Raw genomic sequence first — 20,158 nt, 5'->3', positions numbered from 1 at the left:
CGCAACGTTACCAGTGAGCGCAGCGTTGACCATGGTGACCTGGCTGACCCCGGAACCAGTCGGACGAATGCGGGCAACTTTCCCCCTGGTTCGGCGACTCCTCGGCCGACACTTGACCCGGGCTGCCAAACTCCGTACCGTCACGCAGCGTAGCGATCCGGGGGAAGAACCCCCCGGGCCAGCACAGTTTTGGAGTTTCCGAATGCCGTCTGAGTACGCCAAGTCGTTGGGCGCCCGCCTGCGCTCCATCCGCCAGCAGCAGGGCCTCTCTCTGCAGGGCGTGGAAGAGAAGTCGAACGGCCGCTGGAAGGCCGTCGTGGTGGGCTCGTACGAGCGTGGAGACCGTGCCGTCACCGTCTCCCGCCTGGCCGAGCTGGCCGACTTCTACCGCGTGCCCGTCTCCGAGCTGCTGCCCGACGGCAGCGGCGTCCGGCTCGAAGCCACCAACAAGATCGTCCTCGACCTCGAGAAGCTGTACGACGCCGCCGGCGAAGACCTCGCCTACGTCGCCCGCTACGCCCGCGCCATCCAGCAGCAGCGCGGCGACTACAACGGCCGCGTCCTCTCGATCCGCGCCGACGACCTGCGCGCCCTCGCCATCGTGTACGACATCTCGCCGTCCGGCTTGATCGAGCGCCTCACCGAAGCCGGCGTCCTGGTCGCCGACCCCCGCGCCTTCTTCGCGAGCTGAGCTGTTCCATGGCTGTTACATGGCCTCGCTTCGCTCGGCGTGGATCGCGCCCCTGAGGGTCGTTGTCGAGGACACCGAAACGGACCACGGCAAAGAACGCCTTGTCCGTTTCGGCGCCCTCGACAACGACGGGCGCGATCCGACTTTGGTGGCGGTTACACCGGGTTGTGGCTGAGGTTGGATTTGGAAGCCCGCATCGCCTTTGCGATGCGGGCTTTTGCGTGCCCGAAGTTACTTCGGGTCACGTGACTTCCGCGCAGCGTTCTGCATGACGCTGTGTACGTCATCTCGATGGAGGTGAAGGACGAGGCTGTCCCGGTCGGTGCCGACCGACTCGATGTCGATCATGATTCCTCGCACGTCGACCGTCACGGTGTCGTTGTCGTACTGGCTCAGCAGCACGATCAGGTCGTTACGCAGCATGACGCTCAGGCCGTCCGATCGGAACGGAGGCGGCTGCGGTACTGCTGACCGAGCGCCAGCCATCCGGGCCGACCGACCCGCGGTTCACCACAGGACGGGAGCACGGTGGTCGGCGCGTTCCATGGGTGCCGGGTCTGGCCATCCGGAATAGGTGAGGCTTCGGGCCAGGCCACAGAATCTGGGCAAGGCCAGGTCAGACCGCAGGTGCATCTGGCTCTGCGCACCAGGCGTCGGCGTCGTCGATGTCTCATGCCGGGACTTTCCCGCGTCGGAGCAGTCGGGGGAACGGAACGTTGCCCGGAGGACGAGTCAGCATCTTGACCGGCATTCTGAGCAGGGACAGCTTTCGGAGGCCGGCTCGCAGCCGGGAGACTGGGGCTCAGTCGAGGCGGAGGTCCAGGTGGCTCGCAACGAACGGTTCGCGCAGGCGCGGGCAGCGAAAAGGCTGACCGCGGGTCAACTCGCCGAGGTGGGCGTCGCCGTGGAGGAGGCCGTCGCCGAGGGTGAACGTGACAGCGGCCCACTGGTCCCGAAGGACAGCGAGAACATTCCCCAGAATCCGCCGCTGCCGCTCCTCGATGGGCGCCTGCTGAATGCGGTCTGGAGTGTGGCCCCACGGGTCGAGGGCGGGCAGCCGAAGATCGACCGTGGCACTGTGTAGTTGGCGCAGGATGGTGCCCAGCTCGTCCATGCCTGGCGGCGTTGGCGAGATGTCCAGCTCGATCCAGAACGTGACGGGGTGGCCTGCGATATCCACCGGCAGCGCCACCGGCCAGGGGCGAGCTGGACCTCGCGGTCGGAAGTCTCCCACCAGGAAGAGTCGCGGCCGACCCGGGCGATGATCCCGCCGGGGAGGCGGACGATCCCGTTCGAGCCCAGCCGGATCAGTTGGGCCGTCTGCTCGGCAGATCCATCGCCCGCGCTGCGGCCTGCGCCACCTCGATCACGCGGGCGGGGGTGAAGTCCGCGGGTGTGGTCACGACGACCAGACTTGCACAGGGTGCGGGGAATGACGAAAGCCCGCATCGCGGGTGCGATGCGGGCTTCGGGGTGCTGCGCCGGGTGGTTACCGGGTGGCGAATTCGGCGATGCGGCCGAGGATGCCGTTGAGGAAGCGGGGGCTGTCGTCCGTCGACATCTGCTTGGCGAGCTCGACGGCCTCGGAGATGGCGACCGGGTCGTCGATCTCGGGGAGGTAGAGCAGTTCGTAGACGGCGATGCGGGCCAGGTTGCGGTCGACGACCGGCATGCGGTCGAGGGTCCAGCCTTCGGCGTAGCTGGCGATGAGCTCGTCGATCCGGTCGAGGTGGCGGGCGACGCCTTCGACCAGGCCGATGCTGTATTCCAGGTGGTCCGGGTGGGGCTTGGCGATCCGCTCCAGGTAGGTGGCCATGACCTGGTTCGGGGGCAGGTCGCGCAGGTCGGCCTCGTAGAGGACGTCGAGTGCGCGCTTGCGCGCCTTGCGGCGCGCAGGCATCTGCGTCTTGGGGCCTTCCGCCATCAGCTGCGGCCGAGGTAACGGCCGTCGCGGGTGTCGACCTTGATCTTTTCGCCGGTGGTGATGAAGAGCGGAACCTGGACGGTCGCGCCGGTCTCGACGGTGGCGGGCTTGGTGCCGCCGGTCGAGCGGTCGCCCTGCAGGCCGGGCTCGGTGTAGGTCACTTCGAGGAAGACGCTGGTCGGCAGCTCGATGTAGAGCGGCACGCCCTCGTGGGTCGCGATGGTGGCCTCGGCCTCGGGGAGGAGGTAGTTGGCCGCGTCGCCGACCGTGGCGCCGGAGACGTGGATCTGCTCGAAGGTGTCCAGGTCCATGAAGACGTAGTCCTCACCGTCCAGGTACAGGTACTGCATGGTGCGCTTGTCGACCGTCGCGGTGTCGACCTTCGTGCCGGCGTTGAAGGTCTTGTCCACGACCTTGCCGGAAAGCACGTTTTTGAGCGTGGTGCGCACGAATGCCCCACCCTTGCCCGGCTTGACGTGCTGGAACTCGATCACGGCCCACAGATCGCCGTCGAGGTTGAGAACCAGGCCGTTTTTCAGGTCGTTGGTGGAAGCCATGTCCTGCCTTGTTCTTGAACGTAGAGATGACCGGTGGAGTTTACCGGCGCGGACCGCCAACCAGCGAATCGGGGCGGAGCAACCCTCAGAGCAGTCCGGCGATGTGCCGCAGGGCGAGCCGGTAGCCGTCGACGCCGAGGCCAGCGATGACGCCGGTGGCGACGGCGGAGACGACGGAGTGGTGCCGGAATTGCTCGCGGGCGTGAATGTTGGAGATGTGCACCTCGACCAGGGGCGCCTGCAGCAGGGCGCAGGCGTCGCGGATGGCGTACGAGTAGTGGGACCAGGCGCCTGGGTTGAGCACCACGGGGGTGTGGTCGTCGGCGGCGGCGTGCAGCCAGGCCAGCATTTCGTGTTCGGCGTCGGTCTGCCGGACTGCCACCTCCAGCTCCAGCTCGCGGCCGGTCTCTTCACACATCGAGACCAGGTCGGCGTACGTGGTGAGGCCGTACACGTCGACTTGCCGGGTGCCGAGCCGACCGAGGTTGGGCCCGTTGAGGACGACGACGCGGTTCATCGGGCCACCGCCGTGTACGCGCGTTCCAGGACTGTTTCGTCGGCGATGGCCACGGTGCTGGGGTGGGCCAGGCCGTCGAGCAGCACGAATCGCAGCGTGTCGGCGCGGGCCTTCTTGTCGATGCGCATCGCGGCGAGCAGGTCGGCCCAGGCGTCCGCCGGGTAGGACACCGGCAGGCCGAGCAGTTCGAGCGCCGCCTTGTGCCGGGCGGCGGTGGCGTCGTCGAGGTGGCCGGTGAGGCGGCTCAGCTCGGCGGCGTAGACCAGGCCCACGGCGACCGCATGGCCGTGTTTCCAGGTGTATTGCTCGCGGTTTTCGATGGCGTGGGCGAGGGTGTGCCCGTAGTTGAGGATTTCGCGCAGCCCGGATTCGCGCAGGTCGACCCCGACGACGTCGACTTTCACCTGGATGGCGCGTTCGACCAGTTCACGCACTTCGGGGCCGTGCGGATCGGTGGCTTTCGCCGGGTCGGCTTCGATCAGGTCGAGAATGGCGGGGTCGGCGATGAAGCCGCATTTGACGACTTCGGCGAGCCCGGCGAGCAGGTCGTCGGCGGGCAGCGTCGCGAACAGGTCGAGGTCGCAGAGCACGCCGGCGGGCGGGTAGAACGCGCCGACCAGGTTCTTGCCGGCGGCGGTGTTCACGCCGGTCTTGCCGCCGACTGCCGCGTCGACCATGCCGAGCAGCGACGACGAGACGGGCACCCAGCGCACCCCGCGCAGCCAGGCGGAGGCCACGAACCCGGCGAGGTCGGTCACTGCTCCTCCGCCGACTCCGACCACCGCATCCGTACGCGTGAAGCCCGCCGCCCCCAGCTCGTCCCAGCACCGCGCAGCGACCTCGATCGACTTCCCGGCCTCGGCGTCCGGCACCTCGATCGGCAGCGGGCGCATCCCAGCGGCGCGCAGGACGTCCGCGGCGGCCTCGGCGTGCTGTTGGAGCGGCGCGGCGTAGAGGACCGCGACGCGTACTGCACCGTCGAGCAGCCCCGGTAGGGCGCTGAGCAGGTCTCGGCCGACCAGCACGTCGTAGGGGCGGTCACCGGCAACGGAGATACGGGTCATGTCGTCCATCGGCCTCGATGCTAATGCCGGCCGTATGGGGTTATAGACAGCTAACCCCAGTAGGGGTTAGCTATGAGCCATGCCGAAAATCAACGTGTACCTTCCCGACGAGCTCGCCGAGGCCGTGCGTGCCGCCGGGTTGCCCGTGTCGGCCATTTGCCAACGGGCGTTGGAGCAGGCCATCCGGCGGATCACCACGATCCGGCAGACCGTGCTGGGCGAGTTGGACGCCGCTGAGCTCACCGACCGGCTCCCACAGTTCACCGCGCGTACGGTGACGGCGGTGTCGTTGGCCGTCCAGCGGGCGCGCGAGACGAGTGCAGGGACGGTGACCACCGGGCACCTCCTGCACGGAGTGCTCGCCGAAGGCGGCAATCTGGCGCTGCGGATCCTGTCCGCGCTGGAGATGGACCCCGCGGCGATCACCGCACCGGACGATCCGGAGCCGGGCGGCGGCGAAGGGCTCCGGTTCAGCACCGCCGCCGCGAACGTCGTCGAGTTGACCGTGGCTGAGGCGGTGGCGCTGGGCCACAACTACGTCGGCTGCGAGCACCTGGTGATCGCGCTGGCCGCCGAGCCGGACGGCGCCGCCGGGCGCACCTTGCGCGAGCTGGGCGTCGACGCCAAAACGACCCGGCGAGCGGTGGCGACGGCGATGGCGGGCTACGCGCACCTCAAGGCCGCGACGCCGACCGAGGGCCTGCTCACCGCCGTACGGGCGGAGATTGCGCCGCTGGTGCGGCGGCTGGAGGCGCTGGAAGCTAGGCCTTGAGCAGGGCGACGATGTCGGCGGCCAGCTCGTCCGGGGTGCGTCCACCGGTCGGCACGGTGTGCGTGGCAACCTCCTGATAGAGCGGGCGGCGCTGGTCCATCAGGTATTTGAGGGTCGCCCGCGGATTCACGCTCAGCAGCGGGCGGCCCGAGCCGAGACCGACTCGTTTGACCGCGTCGGCCAGCTCGACCGTCAGAAAAACCACCCGGTGCGCCGCCAGTAGTGCACGGGTGCCAGAGTCGAGGACGGCACCGCCGCCGAGTGCGAGCACACCGTCGAACGAGCCCAGCTCGGCGGCGATCGTCTCGCGTTCGAGCCGGCGGAACTCGTCCTCGCCGTCGTCGAAGAAAATCTCCGGGATGGCTTTGCCGGCCCGCGCCGCGATCAGGTGGTCGGTGTCGGCGAACGCGACGCCGAGCAGCGCCGCGACCGCCTGGCCGACCGTGGTCTTGCCAGCGCCGGGCGGGCCGACGAGCACGGCCACCGGCGCCATCAGCGAATCAACAGACTGTCGAGGTATCCGGCCAGGTTGCGCTGGATCTCCGCGACCGAGTCGCCGCCGAACTTCTCGGTGGCCGCCTCAGCGAGCACCAGGGCGACCATCGCCTCGGCCACCACCGCGCCGGCCGGGACGGCGCAGACGTCGGACCGCTGGTTGATGGCGGTGGTGGGCTCGCCGGTGGTGACATCGACCGTCTGCAGCGCCCGGTTGAGCGAGGAGATCGGCTTGAGCGCGGCGCGGACCCGCAGGCACTCGCCGTTGGTGATGCCGCCTTCCAGGCCACCGGCCCGGTCGGTGACCCGCTTCACGCCCGCCGGCGTCGGAACGATCTCGTCATGCGCGACCGAGCCCCGGGACCGGGCCTGGGTGAAGCCGTCGCCGATCTCCACGCCCTTCACCGACTGGATGGACATCAGCGCGGTGGCAAGCCGGGCGTCCAACTTGCGGTCCCACTGCACATGCGACCCCAGACCCGGAGGTACGCCGTAAGCGAGCACTTCCACGATGCCACCGAGAGTGTCCGCGTCCTTCTTCGCCGCGTCCACCTCGGCCACCATGCGCGCACTGGCCTCCGGGTCGAGGCAGCGCAGCGGGTCGGCGTCGATGCGGTCGGCGTCCTCGGGCACCGGCAGCATGCCCGGCTTCGCGGCGACGGAGCCGAGCTCGATGACGTGCGAGACGATGTCGATGCCGAGCGCCTGCTTGATCAGGGCCTTCGCCACCACGCCGACAGCCACCCGAGCTGCCGTCTCCCGGGCGCTGGCGCGCTCCAGGATGGGCCGGGCGTCGGTGTGGCCGTACTTCTGCATGCCCGCGAGGTCGGCGTGGCCGGGCCGGGGCCGGGTCAGCGGCGCGTTGCGGGCCTGCGCCGCCAGCTCCGCCGGATCCACCGGATCGGCGGCCATCACCGTCTGCCACTTCGGCCATTCGGAGTTGCCGACGCGCAGCGCCACCGGGCTACCGAGCGTGAGCCCGTGCCGGATGCCGCCGACCACCTCGATCTCGTCGCGCTCGAACGACATCCGCGCGCCGCGGCCATAGCCGAGGCGGCGACGTGCGAGATCACGACCGATGTCCTCGCTCGTCACCCGCACCCCGGCGGGCACGCCCTCCATCAGGGCGACGAGCGCCGGTCCGTGCGATTCCCCTGCGGTCAGCCAGCGCAACACGGGTCACAGTCTGTCATGGGGATCATCGCAGCCGCCGCGAGCCCGGGGCAGTCCTACCTTCCGGACCATCTGGGCCTGCCTTCCGGACCATCTGGGCCTGCCTTCCGGACCATCTGGGCCTGCAGGACGAAAAGTCAGAGGTATCTTCCTCGGGTGTCTCCGCAGCCCACCGCACCGAACTCCCCCGCGCAGAATTCCCCGGCGCCGAGCCCCGGCACCACCCGGGCGCCGCACGGCCCGCTGCTGGTGGTCATGCTCGGGCTCGTCACCGCGATCGGGCCGCTCTCGCTCGACATGTACCTGCCCGCCTTCCCCGCCATCGCCGCCGACCTACACGTGCAGCCCACCTCGGTGCAGCTGTCGCTCACGACCTGCCTCATCGGCCTGGCGCTGGGACAACTCGTCTGCGGCCCACTCAGCGACCGGTGGGGACGACGCCGGCCGATGCTGCTGGGAGTGGGGGCCTATGCGGTCTGCTCCCTGCTCTGCGCGCTGGCGCCGAGTGCGCCCCTGCTTGCCGGCACGCGACTGTTGCAGGGATTCGCCGGCGGAGTCGGTGTGGTCGTCGCACGCGCCATCGTCCGCGACCTCTACTCCGGAGTCGAAGCGGCGAAGTTCTTCTCGCAGCTCACCCTGATCTTCGGGGTGGCACCGATCGCAGCGCCGCTGCTGGGCAGCGCAGTGCTGAAGGTCACGTCCTGGCACGGCATCTTCGTCGTGCTCGGCGTCATCGCCGCCCTGCTGACCGCGCTGCTCGCGTGGCGAATGCCGGAGACACTGCCCGAGGACCGACGCAGTCCCGGTGGTCTGCGCGACACCGCCCGTACCGCCCGCTCGCTGCTCGCCGACCGGGTGTACGTGGGCTACACACTCGCCCAGTCCTTCGTCTTCGCGGCCATGTTCAGCTACCTCTCCGGCTCGCCGTTCGTCTTCCAGGACGGGTACGGCATGTCGCCGACGCTGTTCAGCGTCCTGTTCGGAGTGAACGCCTGCGCCCTGATCGGGCTGAGTCAGGCGAACGGCCGCCTCCTGGACCGGTTCGCACCCCGCGGGCTGCTCCGCACCGCCCTGGTCACGCAAGCCCTTGCCGGTGTCCTGGTGCTGGTGGCGGCCTTGCTCGGCGCGCTGATCGCCCTGGCCGCAGGCCTGTTCGTGATGGTCGGTGTGATCGGCATGGTGATGCCGAACGCGACCGCGCTGGCCCTGGACCGGCACCCTGACCGGGCCGGAACCGCCGCGGCGGTCATGGGCGGCATCCAGTCAGTGATCGCCGCGCTGGCGGCGCCGCTCGTCGGCCTGAGCGATCCGGGTAAAGGCGTGCCGATGGCTGCGGCCGTGCTCACCTTCGCCGTGGCCGCTCTCCTGGCAATGCTGCTGCTCACCGTCCAATCCCGCCGGACGACGTAGCTGCTCGCTGCGCAACACCCGGGCGGCCGTGGCGCCCTACGTCAGCGCACGGCAGCCGCAGCGCCATTCGTCAACGCACGGCGGCCGCAGCGCCATTCGTCAACGCACGGCGGCCGCAGCGCCATTCGTCAACGCACGGCCGCTGCGGCGAGCAGGGCTTCGCGCATGGCGGCCTCCGGGGCTGGGGAGATGCCGGTGAACAGCTCGAACTGGCCGATCGCCTGGGCGAGCAGCAGATCGAGGCCGGACACCACTCGAACGCCGTGCGTGATCGCCGAGGCGGCGAGCGGGGTTGGCCACGGGTCGTAGATCGCGTCGAAGAGCACCGTGCCGGGCCGCCAGTGCACCTGCAAGGCGAGATGATCGGCGGCCCCCTTCGGCACGGTCGAGATGACCGCATCGGCGCCGAAGGCCGCAGCAGCGTCCGGCCAGCCCATTCCGACGATCGTTACGCCCAACGCGGCGGCGGCCGGAGCCAACTCGGCAAGCGCCTCACGGCGACGGGTAACCACCGTCACCTCGGCGGCGCCGAGCTCGGCCGCGGCGGCCAACGCCGCTCGGGCCGTGCCACCGCCCCCCAGCACGGCCACTGACGGAACGCCCTGCTGCTGATGGGATGAGCCTCCGGCCACACCCGCGTCGCGGAGCACCCGGACCATGCCGGGGACGTCGGTGTTGTCGGCGAACCAGGTGCCGTCGTCCCGGCGTACCAGAGTGTTTGCCGCGCCGGTCGCGACCGCGACCGGCGACGCGGCCGCGGCTACCGTCAAGGCCGCTTCCTTGAGCGGCATGGTCAGGGACAAGCCAGCCCATTCCGGGCCCAGGCTGGCGACCCGGTCAGCCAGCTCGGACTCGGCGCACTCCATCGCCGTGTACGTCCAATCGAGCAGTCCCGTGGCGGCGAACCCCGCCGCGTGAACGACCGGCGACAGTGAGTGAACAATCGGCTTGCCGCAGACAGCCGCCCGGCGGCCGGAATTCGAAGGCACGGGACCGACCCTAGAGGACGCCGTTCTTCTTGGCCTTCTCGATGTTGGCTAAATGCTGGTTGTAATCCGCGGTGAACGCCGAATGCCCCTGCTTGTCGATCGCGACGAAGTACAGCCAATCACCCTTCGGTGGCGCGACCGCGCTTTCCAACGCGGCCTTGCCGGGGTTGTTGATCGGCGTAGGCGTCAAACCGTCCTTACCATGCAGGCGATACGGGTTCTTCGGGTCGCGCAGCTCGGCCGTCGTCATCTGACCGGACGACTTCGTCGGCTTGCCGGTAATCCGGTAGTAGTAGTTGATGCCGACGTCGAACTCCAGGCACTTGCAGTGGAACTCGGTGCCATAGAGCCGGTTGTACGCCACCCGGGACACCTTGCCGAGGTCCTCCGCGTTACCCGCCTCGGCCTGCGACAGCGACGCCACGGTCAACACCTCGTACGGGCTGATGCGCCGGTCGTTCTCCGACTTCTTCACGAAGTCGACTTCCTGCGCCACCGACAGGAAGTGCTTCACCATCAGCTTCAGGTAATCGCTCGCGGTGCCCTTCGGCGGAAACTCGTAGGTGTCCGGGAAGAGGAAACCCTCGATCGACTTGGTGACCTTCTGCTCGTCCGTACGGTTGAACCAGAAATCCGGCACGCCCAAGGCCTCGGGGTCCTTGGCCGCCTCCTGGAAGTCCTTGACCGGCACGCCGGTCGCCTTCGACAGGACCGCATAGATCTCGACCGAAGTCTTTCCCTCGGGAATGGTCACGCCGTTGGTGATGCGGGTCTTCGGGTCCAGCAACATCGTGACGGCGTTCTCGGCGGACATCTGTTCGCGCATCTTGTAGGTGCCCGGCTGGATGTTCTTGCCGCGCGGGTTCGCCTCGGCCGCATCGATGAACGCAGCCGGGCTCTTCACCACGTCGGCCTCGGCGAGCTTGTTGCCGATCTCGGTCAGCGACGACCCCTCGGGGAGGGTGACTTCCACCTCGCCCGAGCCTGCACCGTCGTAATCGGCGGCAGTGAAGAAACCCTTGACCTTCTCGAAGCCGAGATAGCCGCCCACGCCCAGCACACCGAGCAACACGAACACCATCAGAAACGCGACGGTGGACCTGCCCTTGCCGCCCTGGGCGCCGCGAGAACCCCGCCGGTGACGGGGTTTCCCACGTTCGACCTGTTCGTCGAACGCCAGGTCCAGCTCGTCGATCATCTCGTCTGCCTCCGCTGTGCGTCCAGCCAGCTCTGCAGGATCTCCACCGCAGCCGCCTGATCGACGACCGCCCGTTGCCGCTTACCCCGAACTCCTCGCTCGGCAAGCCTACGGGTCGCCACCACGGTCGACATCCGTTCGTCCGCCAGCACGACCGGAACCGGCCCAACCGCCTGTTCGAGTCGCAGTGAGTACGCGCGGATGTCCGCGGCGGCAGGTCCCTCGGCACCATTCAGGCGTACCGGGAGTCCCACCACGATCTGCACCACCTCGTGCTCCCCCACGAGGCGGACGAGCTCGGCGATGTCGCTAGGGACGGCATCGGGCGCCGCCGCCATGTCACGGGAGACCGTTACCAGGGGGGTGGCGAGGATCCCGTCGGGGTCACAGAGTGCGACCCCGACGCGCACCTTACCGACATCGACGCCCAGCCGCCTACCCCGCGGCAGTGCGAACATGGCGCCACCCGTCCCTTCAGGCGGCGTCACCGACCGCCTTCTCGACCGCCGCCAGCAGCGCCGGAACCTGGTCCGCGGGCACTCCGCCACCCTGCGCCAGGTCGGCGTTACCGCCACCCCGGCCGGACAACGCGCCCTTGACCAGGTCGGCCGCGGACAGGCCGCGGTCCTTGGCTACCGCGTTGAGCGCCACGATCAGCGACGCCTTGCCGTTGGTCCGGGCCGCGACCGCGACCACGGCGGGCCGGCCGGCGTCGATCTTCCCGCGAATTTCCTGCGCCAGCGTACGCACATCGTTGGCCGCCGCGCCCTCGGGCGCCTCGGCACCGACGAACGCCACACCCCGCAAGTCCCGGGCCTGCGCAGCCAGCGCACCCGCACCACCCAGCACCATCTGGGCGCGCATCTTCTCCAGCTCCTTCTCGGCATCACGCAGCGCCGTCACGGTCTGCTCGACCCGGTCCGCCACCTGATCGCCGGGCACCCGGAACAGCTCCGCGATCCGGGACACCAGCAGGTGCTCCTTCGCCAGGAAGCCGAACGCGTCGATGCCCACCAGCGCCTCGACCCGGCGGACACCCGAGCCGATCGACGACTCGGTGAGGATCTTCACCAGGCCCAGCTGGCCCGAGCGAGCCACATGCGTGCCGCCACAGAGTTCACGGGCGTAGTCGCCGACCTCCACCACGCGAACCTCGTCGCCGTACTTTTCCCCGAACAGGGCCATCGCGCCGAGCCGGCGCGCTTCTTCCTGCGAGGTGATGAACGCGTGCACTTCGAGGTCGCGCAGCAGCACCTCATTGACCTGCTGCTCCACGTCGTGCAGCACACTCGGCTGCACCGCGCCCGGGGTGTTGAAGTCGAACCGCAGCCGGCCCGGGGCGTTCAGCGAACCCGCCTGGGTCGCCGACTCCCCGAGGAACGCGCGCATCGTCTGGTGGATCAGGTGGGTCGCGGTGTGCGACCGCGAGATCGCCTTGCGGCGGGTCACGTCGATCTCCGCGAAGCCGGCCTCACCCGCGCGCACCTCGCCCCGGACCACCCGCGCCTTGTGCACGATCAGGCCCGGCACCGGCTGCTGCACGTCGACGATCTCGACCTGGCCGCCACCGACGTTGATCAGGCCGGTGTCCGCCTGCTGGCCGCCGCCCTCGGCATAGAACGGGGTGCTGTCCAGGACCAGCTCGACGTACTCGCCCTCACCCGCCGCCTCGACCCGCGTGCCGCCGGAGCCGAGCAGCGCCCGCACTCGCGACTCCCGAGACACCTCGGCGTAGCCGGTGAACTCGATCGGACCACCATCGTCCAGCACCGACCGGTAGGACGACAGGTCCGCATGGCCCGTCTTGCGCGCGGCGGCGTCCGCCTTCGCACGGGACCGCTGGTCCGCCATCAACCGGCGGAAACCCTCCTGGTCGACGGACAGGCCCTGCTCCGCCGCGATCTCCAGGGTCAGGTCGATCGGGAAACCGTACGTGTCGTGCAGCTGGAACGCCTGCGCGCCGGACAGCGCCTTGCCGCCCTTCGCCCGAGTGTCCGTGATCGCCGTGTCGAGGATCGTCGTGCCCGAACGCAACGTCGAGAGGAACGCGTCCTCCTCCGCGTACGCGTACGTGGAGATCCGCTCGAACTCCTGCGCCAGCTCCGGGTAGGACGGCGCCATGCAGTCGCGCGCGATCGGCAGCAGCTCGGGCAGCGCCTTGTCCTGCCAGCCCAGCAGCCGCATCGCCCGGATCGCCCGCCGCATGATCCGGCGCAGCACGTAGCCGCGGCCCTCGTTCGACGGCACCACGCCGTCACCGATCAGCATCAGCGAGGTGCGGACGTGGTCGGCGATCACGCGGAGGCGGACGTCGTCGGGGTGGCTCTCGGAGGCGGCCTGGCCGGACTGCTTGCCGTACTCCTTGCCGGTCAGCTCCGCCGCACGCGCCAGGATCGGGCGGACCTCGTCGATCTCGTACAGGTTGTCGACGCCCTGCAGGATCGACGCGATGCGCTCCAGGCCCATGCCCGTGTCAATGTTCTGCGCGGGCAGGTCACCGACGATGGTGAAGTCTTCCTTGCTCTTCACGTTGGTGATTTCCACCTGCATGAAGACCAGGTTCCAGAACTCCAGGTAGCGGTCCTCGTCGACCTCCGGACCACCCTCGCGGCCGTACGCCGGGCCACGGTCGTAGAACAGCTCTGAGCACGGGCCCGCCGGACCGGGGATGCCCATGTGCCAGTAGTTGTCCTTCTTGCCGCGGCGCACGATGTGCTCGGTGGGGACGCCGATGCCGCGCCACAGCTCGTACGCCTCGTCGTCGTCCAGGTAGACCGTCGGCCAGATCCGGTCCGCGTCCAGCCCGAAACCGCCGTCCGCCACCGACCTGGTCGACAGCTCCCAGGCGAGCTTGACCGCCCCGGCCTTGAAGTAGTCGCCGAACGAGAAGTTGCCGTTCATCTGGAAGAACGTGCCGTGCCGACTGGTCTTGCCGACCTCGTCGATGTCCGGCGTCCGGATGCACTTCTGCACCGACACTGCCGTGCGGTACGGCGGGGTGCGCTGACCCAGGAAAAACGGCACAAACTGGACCATGCCCGCGTTGATGAACAGCAGGTTCGGGTCGTCGATAGCCGGCAGCGGAGCGCTCGGGACAACCGTGTGCCCGTTCGCCTCGAAATGCGCCAGGAAACGCCGCTTGATCTCCGCTGTCTTCATCGCCGATCCCCCTCGTCGTCGCGCAGCTCCGCGAACTTGTCCTCGTAGAGCTCACCCGCAGCGAACGCCGCGTGGATCTCCTGCTCACGCTCGGCCATCCCCACGCGGACGTCGTCCACGAAGCTACGCAGCGACTCGACGAGGCCGCCAGCGGATTCCGACAACGAGGTGGCGATGCCCGACGGGGTGAACTCGTTGGCCTTCTGCGTAGCCTTGCGCACGATGATGGCACCGACAGCCAGGCCCACGCCCAGCCAGAGCAACCGCTTCATGGGACTCTCTCCGGTTTCGTTCTTCAGCGTCAGCGGGACTTGCGGCGCTGCTTCAGCGTGGCGCGGATGTCGCGCTCCTCTTCGGCGTGCCGGCGCGCGGCGGCGGCCTTACGCAACCCGTACCCAAACGAGGCGACCTTGACCAGCGGATTCGCGGCGGCGGCAGACACGACGGTGACCAGGTTGGCAACGTTCGCCGTGACGTTCTGCGCGTGCTCGGTCATCGTGTCGACCTTGGCGAGCTGGACGTTCACACCGTCCAAAGAGACCTGCACCTGGCCCAGCGCGGTGTTGACATTCTCCACCGTCTCGGTAACCCCGCCGAGCAGCGGGCCGGTCCGGTCGTTCAGATCGTTGATGGCCTGCGTGGCCGCGTCCACGGTGTGCCGGAGCTTGAGAATCGGCACAGCAAGCACCAACACGAGCATCAGGAACGCGCCCGCCGCGATCAGGCCTGCAATTTCTCCGGCGTTCATTACACGCGTCTCCTCTACCGACGGACCGCTAAGCGTGACAACGTGCAGACCCTACCGTCCGTCACTGCGGTCCGCGTCACGACGCCTCGGTGCCCGCTGCGCCGTGGTGTCAGGAGGCCGCGGGCGACGGGGTGAGCAGCGGGTCGTTCGTCAACACGGGGTCCGGTGTCTCGCCGATCAGCGACGGATCCACCGCCGGCTCCGTCCGTCCCCGGACGTCAGTCACCGCGTTCTGCACCTTGATCGTCACGGTCGAGCCGACACATTTCGCCGGATCGGGCGTCACCACGGTCCCATCCGGGCCGGTCGACGGCACCACCGCAGGATCCCGTTTCGCCACGGCGTCGACCGCGCACTCGGGCTGCCGGACATACAGGTCCAGAGTGAACTCATCCCGGGTCCAGCAGGTGTACTTCCCCTGCATGCCGGGCTGATCCGTGCACTGTCCGGCACGCGCCTTCCAACCCGCCGACTGCAACGCGGCAGCGTAGGTCTGGCTCGTCTCCTCGAACGGCCGCTCAGACTGCGCAGTGCGCTCCCGGAACCGGCAATCCAGGAAACACCATCGACTGCCGTCACTCTGGTCATCGACGTCCCGCCCCGCCCACCCCGGCACCTGCAACGCGTCGAGTGACTGGAACACCGGATCCTGGAAAGCGGACCGTACGCCGAACACCAACGGCAGCAGGCCCAACACGAGCACGCTCAACGAGAGCAAGGTCACCACCCGCAGGCGCCGTTTGGCCCGCATCTGGTTCCGCAGCTCCGACCGGGCACCCCGCAAACTCCCCAGCGGTCCCCCGGACTCCGCGCCGTCGACGTCGGCCGGACCCGCGGCCGCCCGTACCCGGACCGACGTCGCCGCCGGCCCGACCGCTCGCTCCCCCTCGGGGCCCGAAGGTCCTGCCACCGAAGAACTCCCCGCGGCCGCACGACCAGCGCGGTTGCTCCCGACGGAAGCCTTCCCGGTCTTGCCCGTCGCGCCGTGGCCGGTGGTAGCGGTCCCTGCCACACCATCGCCCGCCGCGACGCTGCCAGTGCTGGCGCTACCAATCGCGGCACTGCCTGTTGCTGCCTGGCCCGTCGCTGCGGCGTTTCTCATGGAAGTGTGTCCGGGAGCGTTCCTAGCAGCGTTTTCTGCCGCGGCGTTCCCGGCAACCGCGCTTCCCGGTACGGCGGCCGCACCAGCGACGCGGGCACTCCCGGCAACACCGCCGGTCGTCGTGCCAGGCCGGCTGGCAGCACCCCGCCCGCTCGCAGCCATGCCGGCCGCAGCACGACCCCCGCGGGCCCGCTCTGGCAGTTGCGGTCCACTGCGCGCCGGCCCTTCGACCGAATCGGCACTCGCATGACCAGCTGCGGCGCCAGACCGGCCTCGACCAGACTGGCTCGGACCTCCCTGGCTTTCCTCAGGCCGCAGACCCGGCTGCCGCTGGCCTGACACCTGCTGAGGCTGCGCAGGCTGAACCGGCCCTCGCTGACGCTGTCCAGTTTGACCCGAACCTTGCTGGCCCGGCCCCGCTTGACCCAGACCTTGCTGGCCCGGCCCCGCATGACCTAGACCTTGCTGACCCGGCCCCGCATGACCCGGCCCTGCCTGGCCCAGACTCTCTTGGCCCCGACCCTGCTGGCCCAGGCCCTGCTGACGATGGCCGGGCTGGCTCGGCGCTCGCTGGTCCTGGCCGGGTTGTTGAACACGCGCGCTATGAGCCGGCAGGCCTTCCTGACTGTGCGCCGACTGCGGTGGTACTGGTTGCGGCGTAGCCCCGGATGCATGTCCTGGCCCAGCCTTACCGGACCCGGCCTGGCCTCGAGCAGAGCGCTCCTGAAGCGGCTGCCCATGAGCGGGCGAGACCGGTCGTCCGGCACCCGTCCGCTGGCCTTGCTCCGAATGTGGCGTACCTCCCGGCCCACCAGGTGCGGTGCCCGCGGGGCGACCGCCCGGCTGGCCGTCACGTGCAGGGTGGCCGATCACTCCGGAAGTGCTGCCGGCCATTGCCCCGGCACGGCCGGGCACAGGCGGGGTACGGACACCTTGACGACCAGGAACCACGGGGGGCACGACAGCTGCACCGGCCCGTGACGGCCCGGCATCTGCGGCTGAGCTACGCCGACTGGCGGACGGATCCGCCGGAGTATGACGACCGGCCGCCGGATCCGGGCTGCCATGCCGACCGGCGCTTTGCTCCGCCCCGCCATGGCGTGCTGCTTCCTGGCCCCGCGGACCATGACGGCCAGCATCCTGGTCCGACACACCGCGGCGGTTGCCGTCGCCATGGGGCCTACCGTGCCGGCCACCGTCACGACCATGGTCCTGCTCAGCGCTACCGTGCCGGCCGGACTCTTCCTGCCGATCTGACCAGCCGTGGCGACCGCCCAGGTCCAGTTCGGTGGAGTCGCCGTGTCGGCCACCGGCAGGCGGTCCGCCCGCGGCGCGAGTGTGACCTGCGGACGGAGGACCACCAGCGGGCGGACGGCCGACGGATGGAGGACCACCCGCGGATGAGCGGCCCGCTAATGGAGAGTCGCTTGCGGGCGGGCGCCCCGCAGACCGCGGATCACCCGCGGGCAGGCGGCCCGCAGACCGTGATACACCGGCAGAAGAGTGACCTGCAGAGCTTGAGTCACCGGCAAGCGGCCGGCGACCAAGACCGGGCGCGCGATCGGCCCCAGGCAGGTTCCCGCCACGAACCGGCTGGTCGGGTGCCGGGTTACTGGGAGCGCCAGGTGTTACCTGTCCGGGTTGACCGGGCGCGCTGCGCCGACGCTGGCGGCCTTGCGGTCCCACCTCATTCGGACCGGTGGCCGATCGACCGGAGGCGCCTTGGCCGCCTACCGGTCGGCCTGGCGAGCCCGGACTGCCCGGGGAACGGCCAGGCGAGATCGGCTGGGCTGCACCAGGAAGCTCTGGCGCATTACCCGAGGCAGGCACCGGCGGCCACGCTCCAGCTGGTGGCTCTGCCGAAGGCCGCATCTCAGACGAAGGCGGAGCCGACGAGCGCGCGCCAGAGGTCGGCGAACCCGAAGGCCGCATCCCGCCAGGAGGCGTCGTCGCAGGCCGCATCCCGCCAGGAGGCGTCGTCGCAGGCCGCGTCCCGCCAGGAGGCGTCGTCGACGGCCGCGCACCTGAGGCGGACGAAGCCGGGGGCCGCGCGCCAGAGGCCAGGGGCCGCGCGCCAGAGGTAGGCGAAGCCGGAGGGCGCATCCCGGGTGAAGGCGTCCCCGGCGCTTGCGCTCGGGACAACGGCCCGGCCGGGGGCCGCGCCCCGGAAATGGGTGCCGCGGGAGGCCGTGCGCCGGAGGTGGGAGCGGCAGCCGGTTGGGCGTCTGAGGTGGGCGTGGCGGGAGAACGCGGCGGCCATGACTGGGGCCGTGCGTCAGCGGTGGGTTCGGGGCCGCGGCGCCCCCGACGAGGTTCGGTTGCGTCGGATGGGTGGCGCTGGCCTGCGACGGGCGGGCCGGCGGAGGGACGCGGCGCGGCCGCGGGGGGCTGCTGCGGCGGGGCGGCAGCACGCCGCCGCGTTGGCGCGGGGGGTACGGCAGAGGGCGTCGAGTCCGCAGGGCGCCGGGGTGCCGGCGACGTAGGTGCTGAAGGAGACGGCGACGTGGGTGCCGCAGGCGACGGCGAGTGAGCCGCCGTACGCCGGGAAGAAGTGCGGGATTCGGGGGCGGCCGGCGCCGCTGGGGACCGGGGTGCGGATGACGGGAGGGGTGGGAGGGACTCGGCGTCGTCGGGGCCGGGGGCACGCCGACCGCTCTTGCTCGTGCGGGCCTCGCCGGGGGCAGTGCCGGGGCCGATCGCGGCGCCTTCTTCTTTGGCGGTGCGGAGGTCGTCGAGCCAGCCGGTTTCTTCGCTGGGGACCTCGTCGGGCTCGACCGGCTCCGGACGGCCGCGACCGAACAGCCGGCGGCCGCGGCCGGTCGGCTCGCTGCGCTGGTCGTCGAAGTCGTCGGGCCTGTCGGCACCGCGCCTGCTCACGGCTGGTCCTTTCCGGCGGCTGTGCCGCTGTCGTCACGTTGCGGGGCCGGCTGGGCGGCCGGGCTGGTTCCCCGGACGATTCTGCGCAACCGGGGCAAGCGGTCTGCCACCGCGCGTTCGGCGCCGTGGTCGGTCGGGGTGTAGTACTCCGCGCCGATCAGATCATCCGGTACGTATTGCTGCCTCACAACACCCTTGGGGTCGTCGTGTGGGTAGCGGTAGCCCTTACCGTGACCGAGACCACGTGATCCGGGGTAGTGGGCGTCGCGCAGGTGGGCGGGGACGGCGCCGCCGCGGCCGGCGCGGATGTCGGCGATGGCCGCGCCGATGGCGGTGGTGACGCTGTTGGATTTGGGGGCGGTGGCGAGGTGGACGACGGCCTGAGCCAGGTTGAGCTGGGCTTCGGGCAGGCCGACCGACTGCACGGCTTGGGCGGCGGCGGTGGCGACGAGGAGGGCCTGCGGGTCGGCCATGCCCACGTCCTCGCTGGCGAAGATGACAATGCGGCGGGCGATGAACCGGGGGTCCTCGCCGGCGACCAGCATCCGGGCCAGGTAGTGCAGGGCCGCGTCCGGGTCGGAGCCGCGCATGCTCTTGATGAATGCGCTGGTCACGTCGTAGTGGGCGTCGCCGTCACGGTCGTAGCGGACGGCGGCCACATCGACCGCTTTCTCGGCGGTGGCGAGGTCGATCTCGGTGACTCCTTGCGCGGCCGCGGACCCGGCTGCGGCTTCCAGCGCGGTGAGGGCTTTGCGGACGTCGCCGCTTGCCAGGCGTACCAGATGATCTTCTGCTTCGGAGGAAAGGGTGACCGCGGCAGCGAGGCCGCGCTCGTCGGCGACCGCGCGGCGCAGCAGGCCGCGGACGTCACTTTCGTCAAGGGCGCGCAGGGTGAGCAGGACGCAGCGGGACAGCAGTGGGGAGATGACCGAAAAGTAGGGGTTCTCGGTGGTCGCCGCGAGCAGTGTCACCGTGCGGTCCTCGACGGCGGCGAGGAGCGAGTCCTGCTGGGTTTTGCTGAAGCGGTGCACCTCGTCGATGAACAGGACGGTGGGTGAACCGCCGGAGCGGCGTTCGCGGCGGGCCTTGTCGATGACCGCTCGGACGTCTTTGACGCCTGCGGTCAGGGCAGACATGGCAACGAACGTCCGGTCGGTGGCCGCGGCGACCAGGTGCGCGATGGTGGTCTTGCCGGTGCCGGGCGGGCCCCAGAGGATGACCGACATCGGGGTGGTGCCCGTGACGAGCTGGCGCAGCGGCGCGCCGGGCGCGAGCAGATGCTGTTGGCCGACCAGTTCGTCGAGGCCGGCAGGCCGCATCCGGACGGGCAGTGGCGAGTCGGCGGCGGGCCGGGTGAAGCCGGACTCTGCGCCGCCCGGTGCCGCGGCGCGCAGGCCGCCCGGGCCGGTCAGGGGGAAGAGTCCGTCGAATTCCATCGGCAACGACAGTACCGGCCCGCCCGGTGGTGCCGGAAATGCACCG

At 70.0% G+C, this 20,158-nt stretch carries 22 protein-coding genes; 4 read left to right on the top strand and 18 right to left on the bottom strand.

What is annotated here, in order from left to right; genetic code table 11:
- Positions 1-202 precede the first annotated feature (202 nt).
- The gene (locus ACIA1L_RS27330) at positions 203-691 is read left to right on the top strand and encodes a transcriptional regulator (RefSeq protein ID WP_071807762.1); all 489 of its coding nucleotides are present in this window, start codon (positions 203-205) and stop codon (positions 689-691) included.
- Positions 692-922: 231 nt separating this feature from the next.
- Here the strand turns inward: ACIA1L_RS27330 and ACIA1L_RS27325 are convergent, their stop codons facing one another.
- From ACIA1L_RS27325 to aroB, 6 genes are all read right to left on the bottom strand, one after another.
- Positions 923-1,114 carry a hypothetical protein gene (locus tag ACIA1L_RS27325; protein ID WP_396075824.1) on the bottom strand — a complete coding sequence of 64 codons (192 nt, stop codon included), beginning with the start codon at positions 1,112-1,114 and terminating at the stop codon, positions 923-925.
- A 379-nt stretch (positions 1,115-1,493) separates the two neighbouring features.
- Positions 1,494-1,871 carry a hypothetical protein gene (locus tag ACIA1L_RS27320; protein ID WP_396075823.1) on the bottom strand — a complete coding sequence of 126 codons (378 nt, stop codon included), beginning with the start codon at positions 1,869-1,871 and terminating at the stop codon, positions 1,494-1,496.
- Between the two features lie 309 nt (positions 1,872-2,180).
- Positions 2,181-2,591 carry a transcription antitermination factor NusB gene (gene nusB / locus ACIA1L_RS27315; protein WP_396075888.1) on the bottom strand — a complete coding sequence of 137 codons (411 nt, stop codon included), beginning with the start codon at positions 2,589-2,591 and terminating at the stop codon, positions 2,181-2,183.
- Positions 2,592-2,614: 23 nt separating this feature from the next.
- A complete protein-coding gene (gene efp, locus ACIA1L_RS27310; protein WP_396075822.1) occupies positions 2,615-3,172 on the bottom strand; it encodes an elongation factor P in 558 nt (185 codons plus the stop codon).
- 85 nt (positions 3,173-3,257) lie between these two features.
- Positions 3,258-3,689 (bottom strand): type II 3-dehydroquinate dehydratase, encoded by a 432-nt coding sequence (gene aroQ / locus ACIA1L_RS27305; RefSeq protein WP_396075821.1) that lies wholly within the window; start codon positions 3,687-3,689, stop codon positions 3,258-3,260.
- The gene (aroB, locus tag ACIA1L_RS27300; RefSeq protein WP_396075820.1) at positions 3,686-4,762 is read right to left on the bottom strand and encodes a 3-dehydroquinate synthase; all 1,077 of its coding nucleotides are present in this window, start codon (positions 4,760-4,762) and stop codon (positions 3,686-3,688) included. The genes aroQ and aroB overlap by 4 nt, the downstream gene beginning before the upstream one ends.
- 70 nt (positions 4,763-4,832) lie before the next feature.
- Between aroB and ACIA1L_RS27295 the strand changes: the two genes are divergently transcribed.
- Positions 4,833-5,525 (top strand): Clp protease N-terminal domain-containing protein, encoded by a 693-nt coding sequence (locus tag ACIA1L_RS27295; RefSeq protein ID WP_396075819.1) that lies wholly within the window; start codon positions 4,833-4,835, stop codon positions 5,523-5,525.
- On the opposite strand, the gene ACIA1L_RS27290 is transcribed toward ACIA1L_RS27295, so the two are convergent.
- Positions 5,515-6,018, bottom strand: coding sequence for a shikimate kinase (locus ACIA1L_RS27290; RefSeq protein WP_396075818.1), 504 nt, complete (start codon positions 6,016-6,018; stop codon positions 5,515-5,517). The two genes, ACIA1L_RS27295 and ACIA1L_RS27290, sit on opposite strands and share 11 nt — an antisense overlap.
- On the bottom strand, positions 6,018-7,196 hold the full coding sequence (gene aroC / locus ACIA1L_RS27285; protein WP_396075817.1) for a chorismate synthase: 1,179 nt from the start codon (positions 7,194-7,196) through the stop codon (positions 6,018-6,020). Before aroC ends, ACIA1L_RS27290 begins: the two co-directional genes overlap by 1 nt.
- A 153-nt stretch (positions 7,197-7,349) precedes the next feature.
- On the opposite strand from aroC, the gene ACIA1L_RS27280 reads away from it, so the two are divergent.
- Complete coding sequence (locus tag ACIA1L_RS27280) at positions 7,350-8,603, top strand: Bcr/CflA family multidrug efflux MFS transporter (protein ID WP_396075816.1); 1,254 nt, start codon at positions 7,350-7,352, stop codon at positions 8,601-8,603.
- Positions 8,604-8,731: 128 nt separating this feature from the next.
- On the opposite strand, the gene ACIA1L_RS27275 is transcribed toward ACIA1L_RS27280, so the two are convergent.
- The 8 genes from ACIA1L_RS27275 to ACIA1L_RS27240 form a co-directional block, all read right to left on the bottom strand.
- Positions 8,732-9,592: a shikimate dehydrogenase gene (locus tag ACIA1L_RS27275; protein ID WP_396075815.1), complete on the bottom strand. Its 861-nt coding sequence runs from the start codon at positions 9,590-9,592 to the stop codon at positions 8,732-8,734.
- 10 nt (positions 9,593-9,602) lie between these two features.
- Positions 9,603-10,790 (bottom strand): endolytic transglycosylase MltG, encoded by a 1,188-nt coding sequence (mltG, locus tag ACIA1L_RS27270; protein WP_396075814.1) that lies wholly within the window; start codon positions 10,788-10,790, stop codon positions 9,603-9,605.
- Positions 10,787-11,248, bottom strand: a complete 462-nt coding sequence (gene ruvX, locus ACIA1L_RS27265) for a Holliday junction resolvase RuvX (RefSeq protein WP_396075813.1) — start codon at positions 11,246-11,248, stop codon at positions 10,787-10,789. Before ruvX ends, mltG begins: the two co-directional genes overlap by 4 nt.
- A gap of 16 nt (positions 11,249-11,264) precedes the next feature.
- Positions 11,265-13,949 (bottom strand): alanine--tRNA ligase, encoded by a 2,685-nt coding sequence (alaS, locus tag ACIA1L_RS27260; RefSeq protein ID WP_396075812.1) that lies wholly within the window; start codon positions 13,947-13,949, stop codon positions 11,265-11,267.
- Positions 13,946-14,221, bottom strand: coding sequence for a hypothetical protein (locus ACIA1L_RS27255; RefSeq protein ID WP_396075811.1), 276 nt, complete (start codon positions 14,219-14,221; stop codon positions 13,946-13,948). The genes alaS and ACIA1L_RS27255 overlap by 4 nt, the downstream gene beginning before the upstream one ends.
- A 29-nt stretch (positions 14,222-14,250) precedes the next feature.
- Positions 14,251-14,697, bottom strand: coding sequence for a DUF948 domain-containing protein (locus tag ACIA1L_RS27250; protein WP_396075810.1), 447 nt, complete (start codon positions 14,695-14,697; stop codon positions 14,251-14,253).
- Between the two features lie 109 nt (positions 14,698-14,806).
- Positions 14,807-15,607, bottom strand: coding sequence for a hypothetical protein (locus ACIA1L_RS27245; RefSeq protein ID WP_396075809.1), 801 nt, complete (start codon positions 15,605-15,607; stop codon positions 14,807-14,809).
- A gap of 188 nt (positions 15,608-15,795) precedes the next feature.
- A complete protein-coding gene (locus ACIA1L_RS27240; RefSeq protein ID WP_396075808.1) occupies positions 15,796-16,251 on the bottom strand; it encodes a hypothetical protein in 456 nt (151 codons plus the stop codon).
- 583 nt (positions 16,252-16,834) lie between these two features.
- On the opposite strand from ACIA1L_RS27240, the gene ACIA1L_RS27235 reads away from it, so the two are divergent.
- Positions 16,835-17,056 (top strand): hypothetical protein, encoded by a 222-nt coding sequence (locus tag ACIA1L_RS27235; RefSeq protein WP_396075807.1) that lies wholly within the window; start codon positions 16,835-16,837, stop codon positions 17,054-17,056.
- Positions 17,057-17,672: 616 nt separating this feature from the next.
- Here ACIA1L_RS27235 and ACIA1L_RS27230 read toward each other — a convergent pair.
- Both ACIA1L_RS27230 and ACIA1L_RS27225 read right to left on the bottom strand, forming a co-directional pair.
- Positions 17,673-18,059, bottom strand: coding sequence for a hypothetical protein (locus tag ACIA1L_RS27230; RefSeq protein ID WP_396075806.1), 387 nt, complete (start codon positions 18,057-18,059; stop codon positions 17,673-17,675).
- A gap of 613 nt (positions 18,060-18,672) precedes the next feature.
- Positions 18,673-20,112: a replication-associated recombination protein A gene (locus ACIA1L_RS27225; protein ID WP_396075805.1), complete on the bottom strand. Its 1,440-nt coding sequence runs from the start codon at positions 20,110-20,112 to the stop codon at positions 18,673-18,675.
- Between the last annotated feature and the right edge of the window lie 46 nt (positions 20,113-20,158).

Source organism: Actinoplanes sp. NPDC051859 (genome assembly GCF_044452725.1).
In the GTDB taxonomy this organism is placed as follows: domain Bacteria; phylum Actinomycetota; class Actinomycetes; order Mycobacteriales; family Micromonosporaceae; genus Actinoplanes.
Note: the sequence above shows the minus strand (reverse complement) of the source record. Positions and strands in the feature narration are given on the sequence as shown.

What these genes read in the sequence shown, in the direction of transcription:
- efp (WP_396075822.1), bottom strand. Translation starts at nt 3,172, where the DNA reads ATGGCTTCCACCAACGACCTGAAAAACGGCCTGGTTCTCAACCTCGAC.
- mltG (WP_396075814.1), bottom strand. Translation starts at nt 10,790, where the DNA reads ATGATCGACGAGCTGGACCTGGCGTTCGACGAACAGGTCGAACGTGGG.
- ACIA1L_RS27325 (WP_396075824.1), bottom strand. Translation starts at nt 1,114, where the DNA reads ATGCTGCGTAACGACCTGATCGTGCTGCTGAGCCAGTACGACAACGAC.
- ACIA1L_RS27295 (WP_396075819.1), top strand. Translation starts at nt 4,833, where the DNA reads ATGCCGAAAATCAACGTGTACCTTCCCGACGAGCTCGCCGAGGCCGTG.
- ACIA1L_RS27255 (WP_396075811.1), bottom strand. Translation starts at nt 14,221, where the DNA reads ATGAAGCGGTTGCTCTGGCTGGGCGTGGGCCTGGCTGTCGGTGCCATC.
- aroB (WP_396075820.1), bottom strand. Translation starts at nt 4,762, where the DNA reads ATGGACGACATGACCCGTATCTCCGTTGCCGGTGACCGCCCCTACGAC.
- alaS (WP_396075812.1), bottom strand. Translation starts at nt 13,949, where the DNA reads ATGAAGACAGCGGAGATCAAGCGGCGTTTCCTGGCGCATTTCGAGGCG.
- ACIA1L_RS27330 (WP_071807762.1), top strand. Translation starts at nt 203, where the DNA reads ATGCCGTCTGAGTACGCCAAGTCGTTGGGCGCCCGCCTGCGCTCCATC.
- ACIA1L_RS27235 (WP_396075807.1), top strand. Translation starts at nt 16,835, where the DNA reads ATGACGACCGGCCGCCGGATCCGGGCTGCCATGCCGACCGGCGCTTTG.
- ACIA1L_RS27290 (WP_396075818.1), bottom strand. Translation starts at nt 6,018, where the DNA reads ATGGCGCCGGTGGCCGTGCTCGTCGGCCCGCCCGGCGCTGGCAAGACC.
- ACIA1L_RS27230 (WP_396075806.1), bottom strand. Translation starts at nt 18,059, where the DNA reads ATGGCCGCCGCGTTCTCCCGCCACGCCCACCTCAGACGCCCAACCGGC.
- ACIA1L_RS27240 (WP_396075808.1), bottom strand. Translation starts at nt 16,251, where the DNA reads ATGCGGGGCCGGGCCAGCAAGGTCTGGGTCAAGCGGGGCCGGGCCAGC.
- nusB (WP_396075888.1), bottom strand. Translation starts at nt 2,591, where the DNA reads ATGCCTGCGCGCCGCAAGGCGCGCAAGCGCGCACTCGACGTCCTCTAC.
- ACIA1L_RS27225 (WP_396075805.1), bottom strand. Translation starts at nt 20,112, where the DNA reads ATGGAATTCGACGGACTCTTCCCCCTGACCGGCCCGGGCGGCCTGCGC.
- aroQ (WP_396075821.1), bottom strand. Translation starts at nt 3,689, where the DNA reads ATGAACCGCGTCGTCGTCCTCAACGGGCCCAACCTCGGTCGGCTCGGC.
- ruvX (WP_396075813.1), bottom strand. Translation starts at nt 11,248, where the DNA reads ATGTTCGCACTGCCGCGGGGTAGGCGGCTGGGCGTCGATGTCGGTAAG.
- ACIA1L_RS27250 (WP_396075810.1), bottom strand. Translation starts at nt 14,697, where the DNA reads ATGAACGCCGGAGAAATTGCAGGCCTGATCGCGGCGGGCGCGTTCCTG.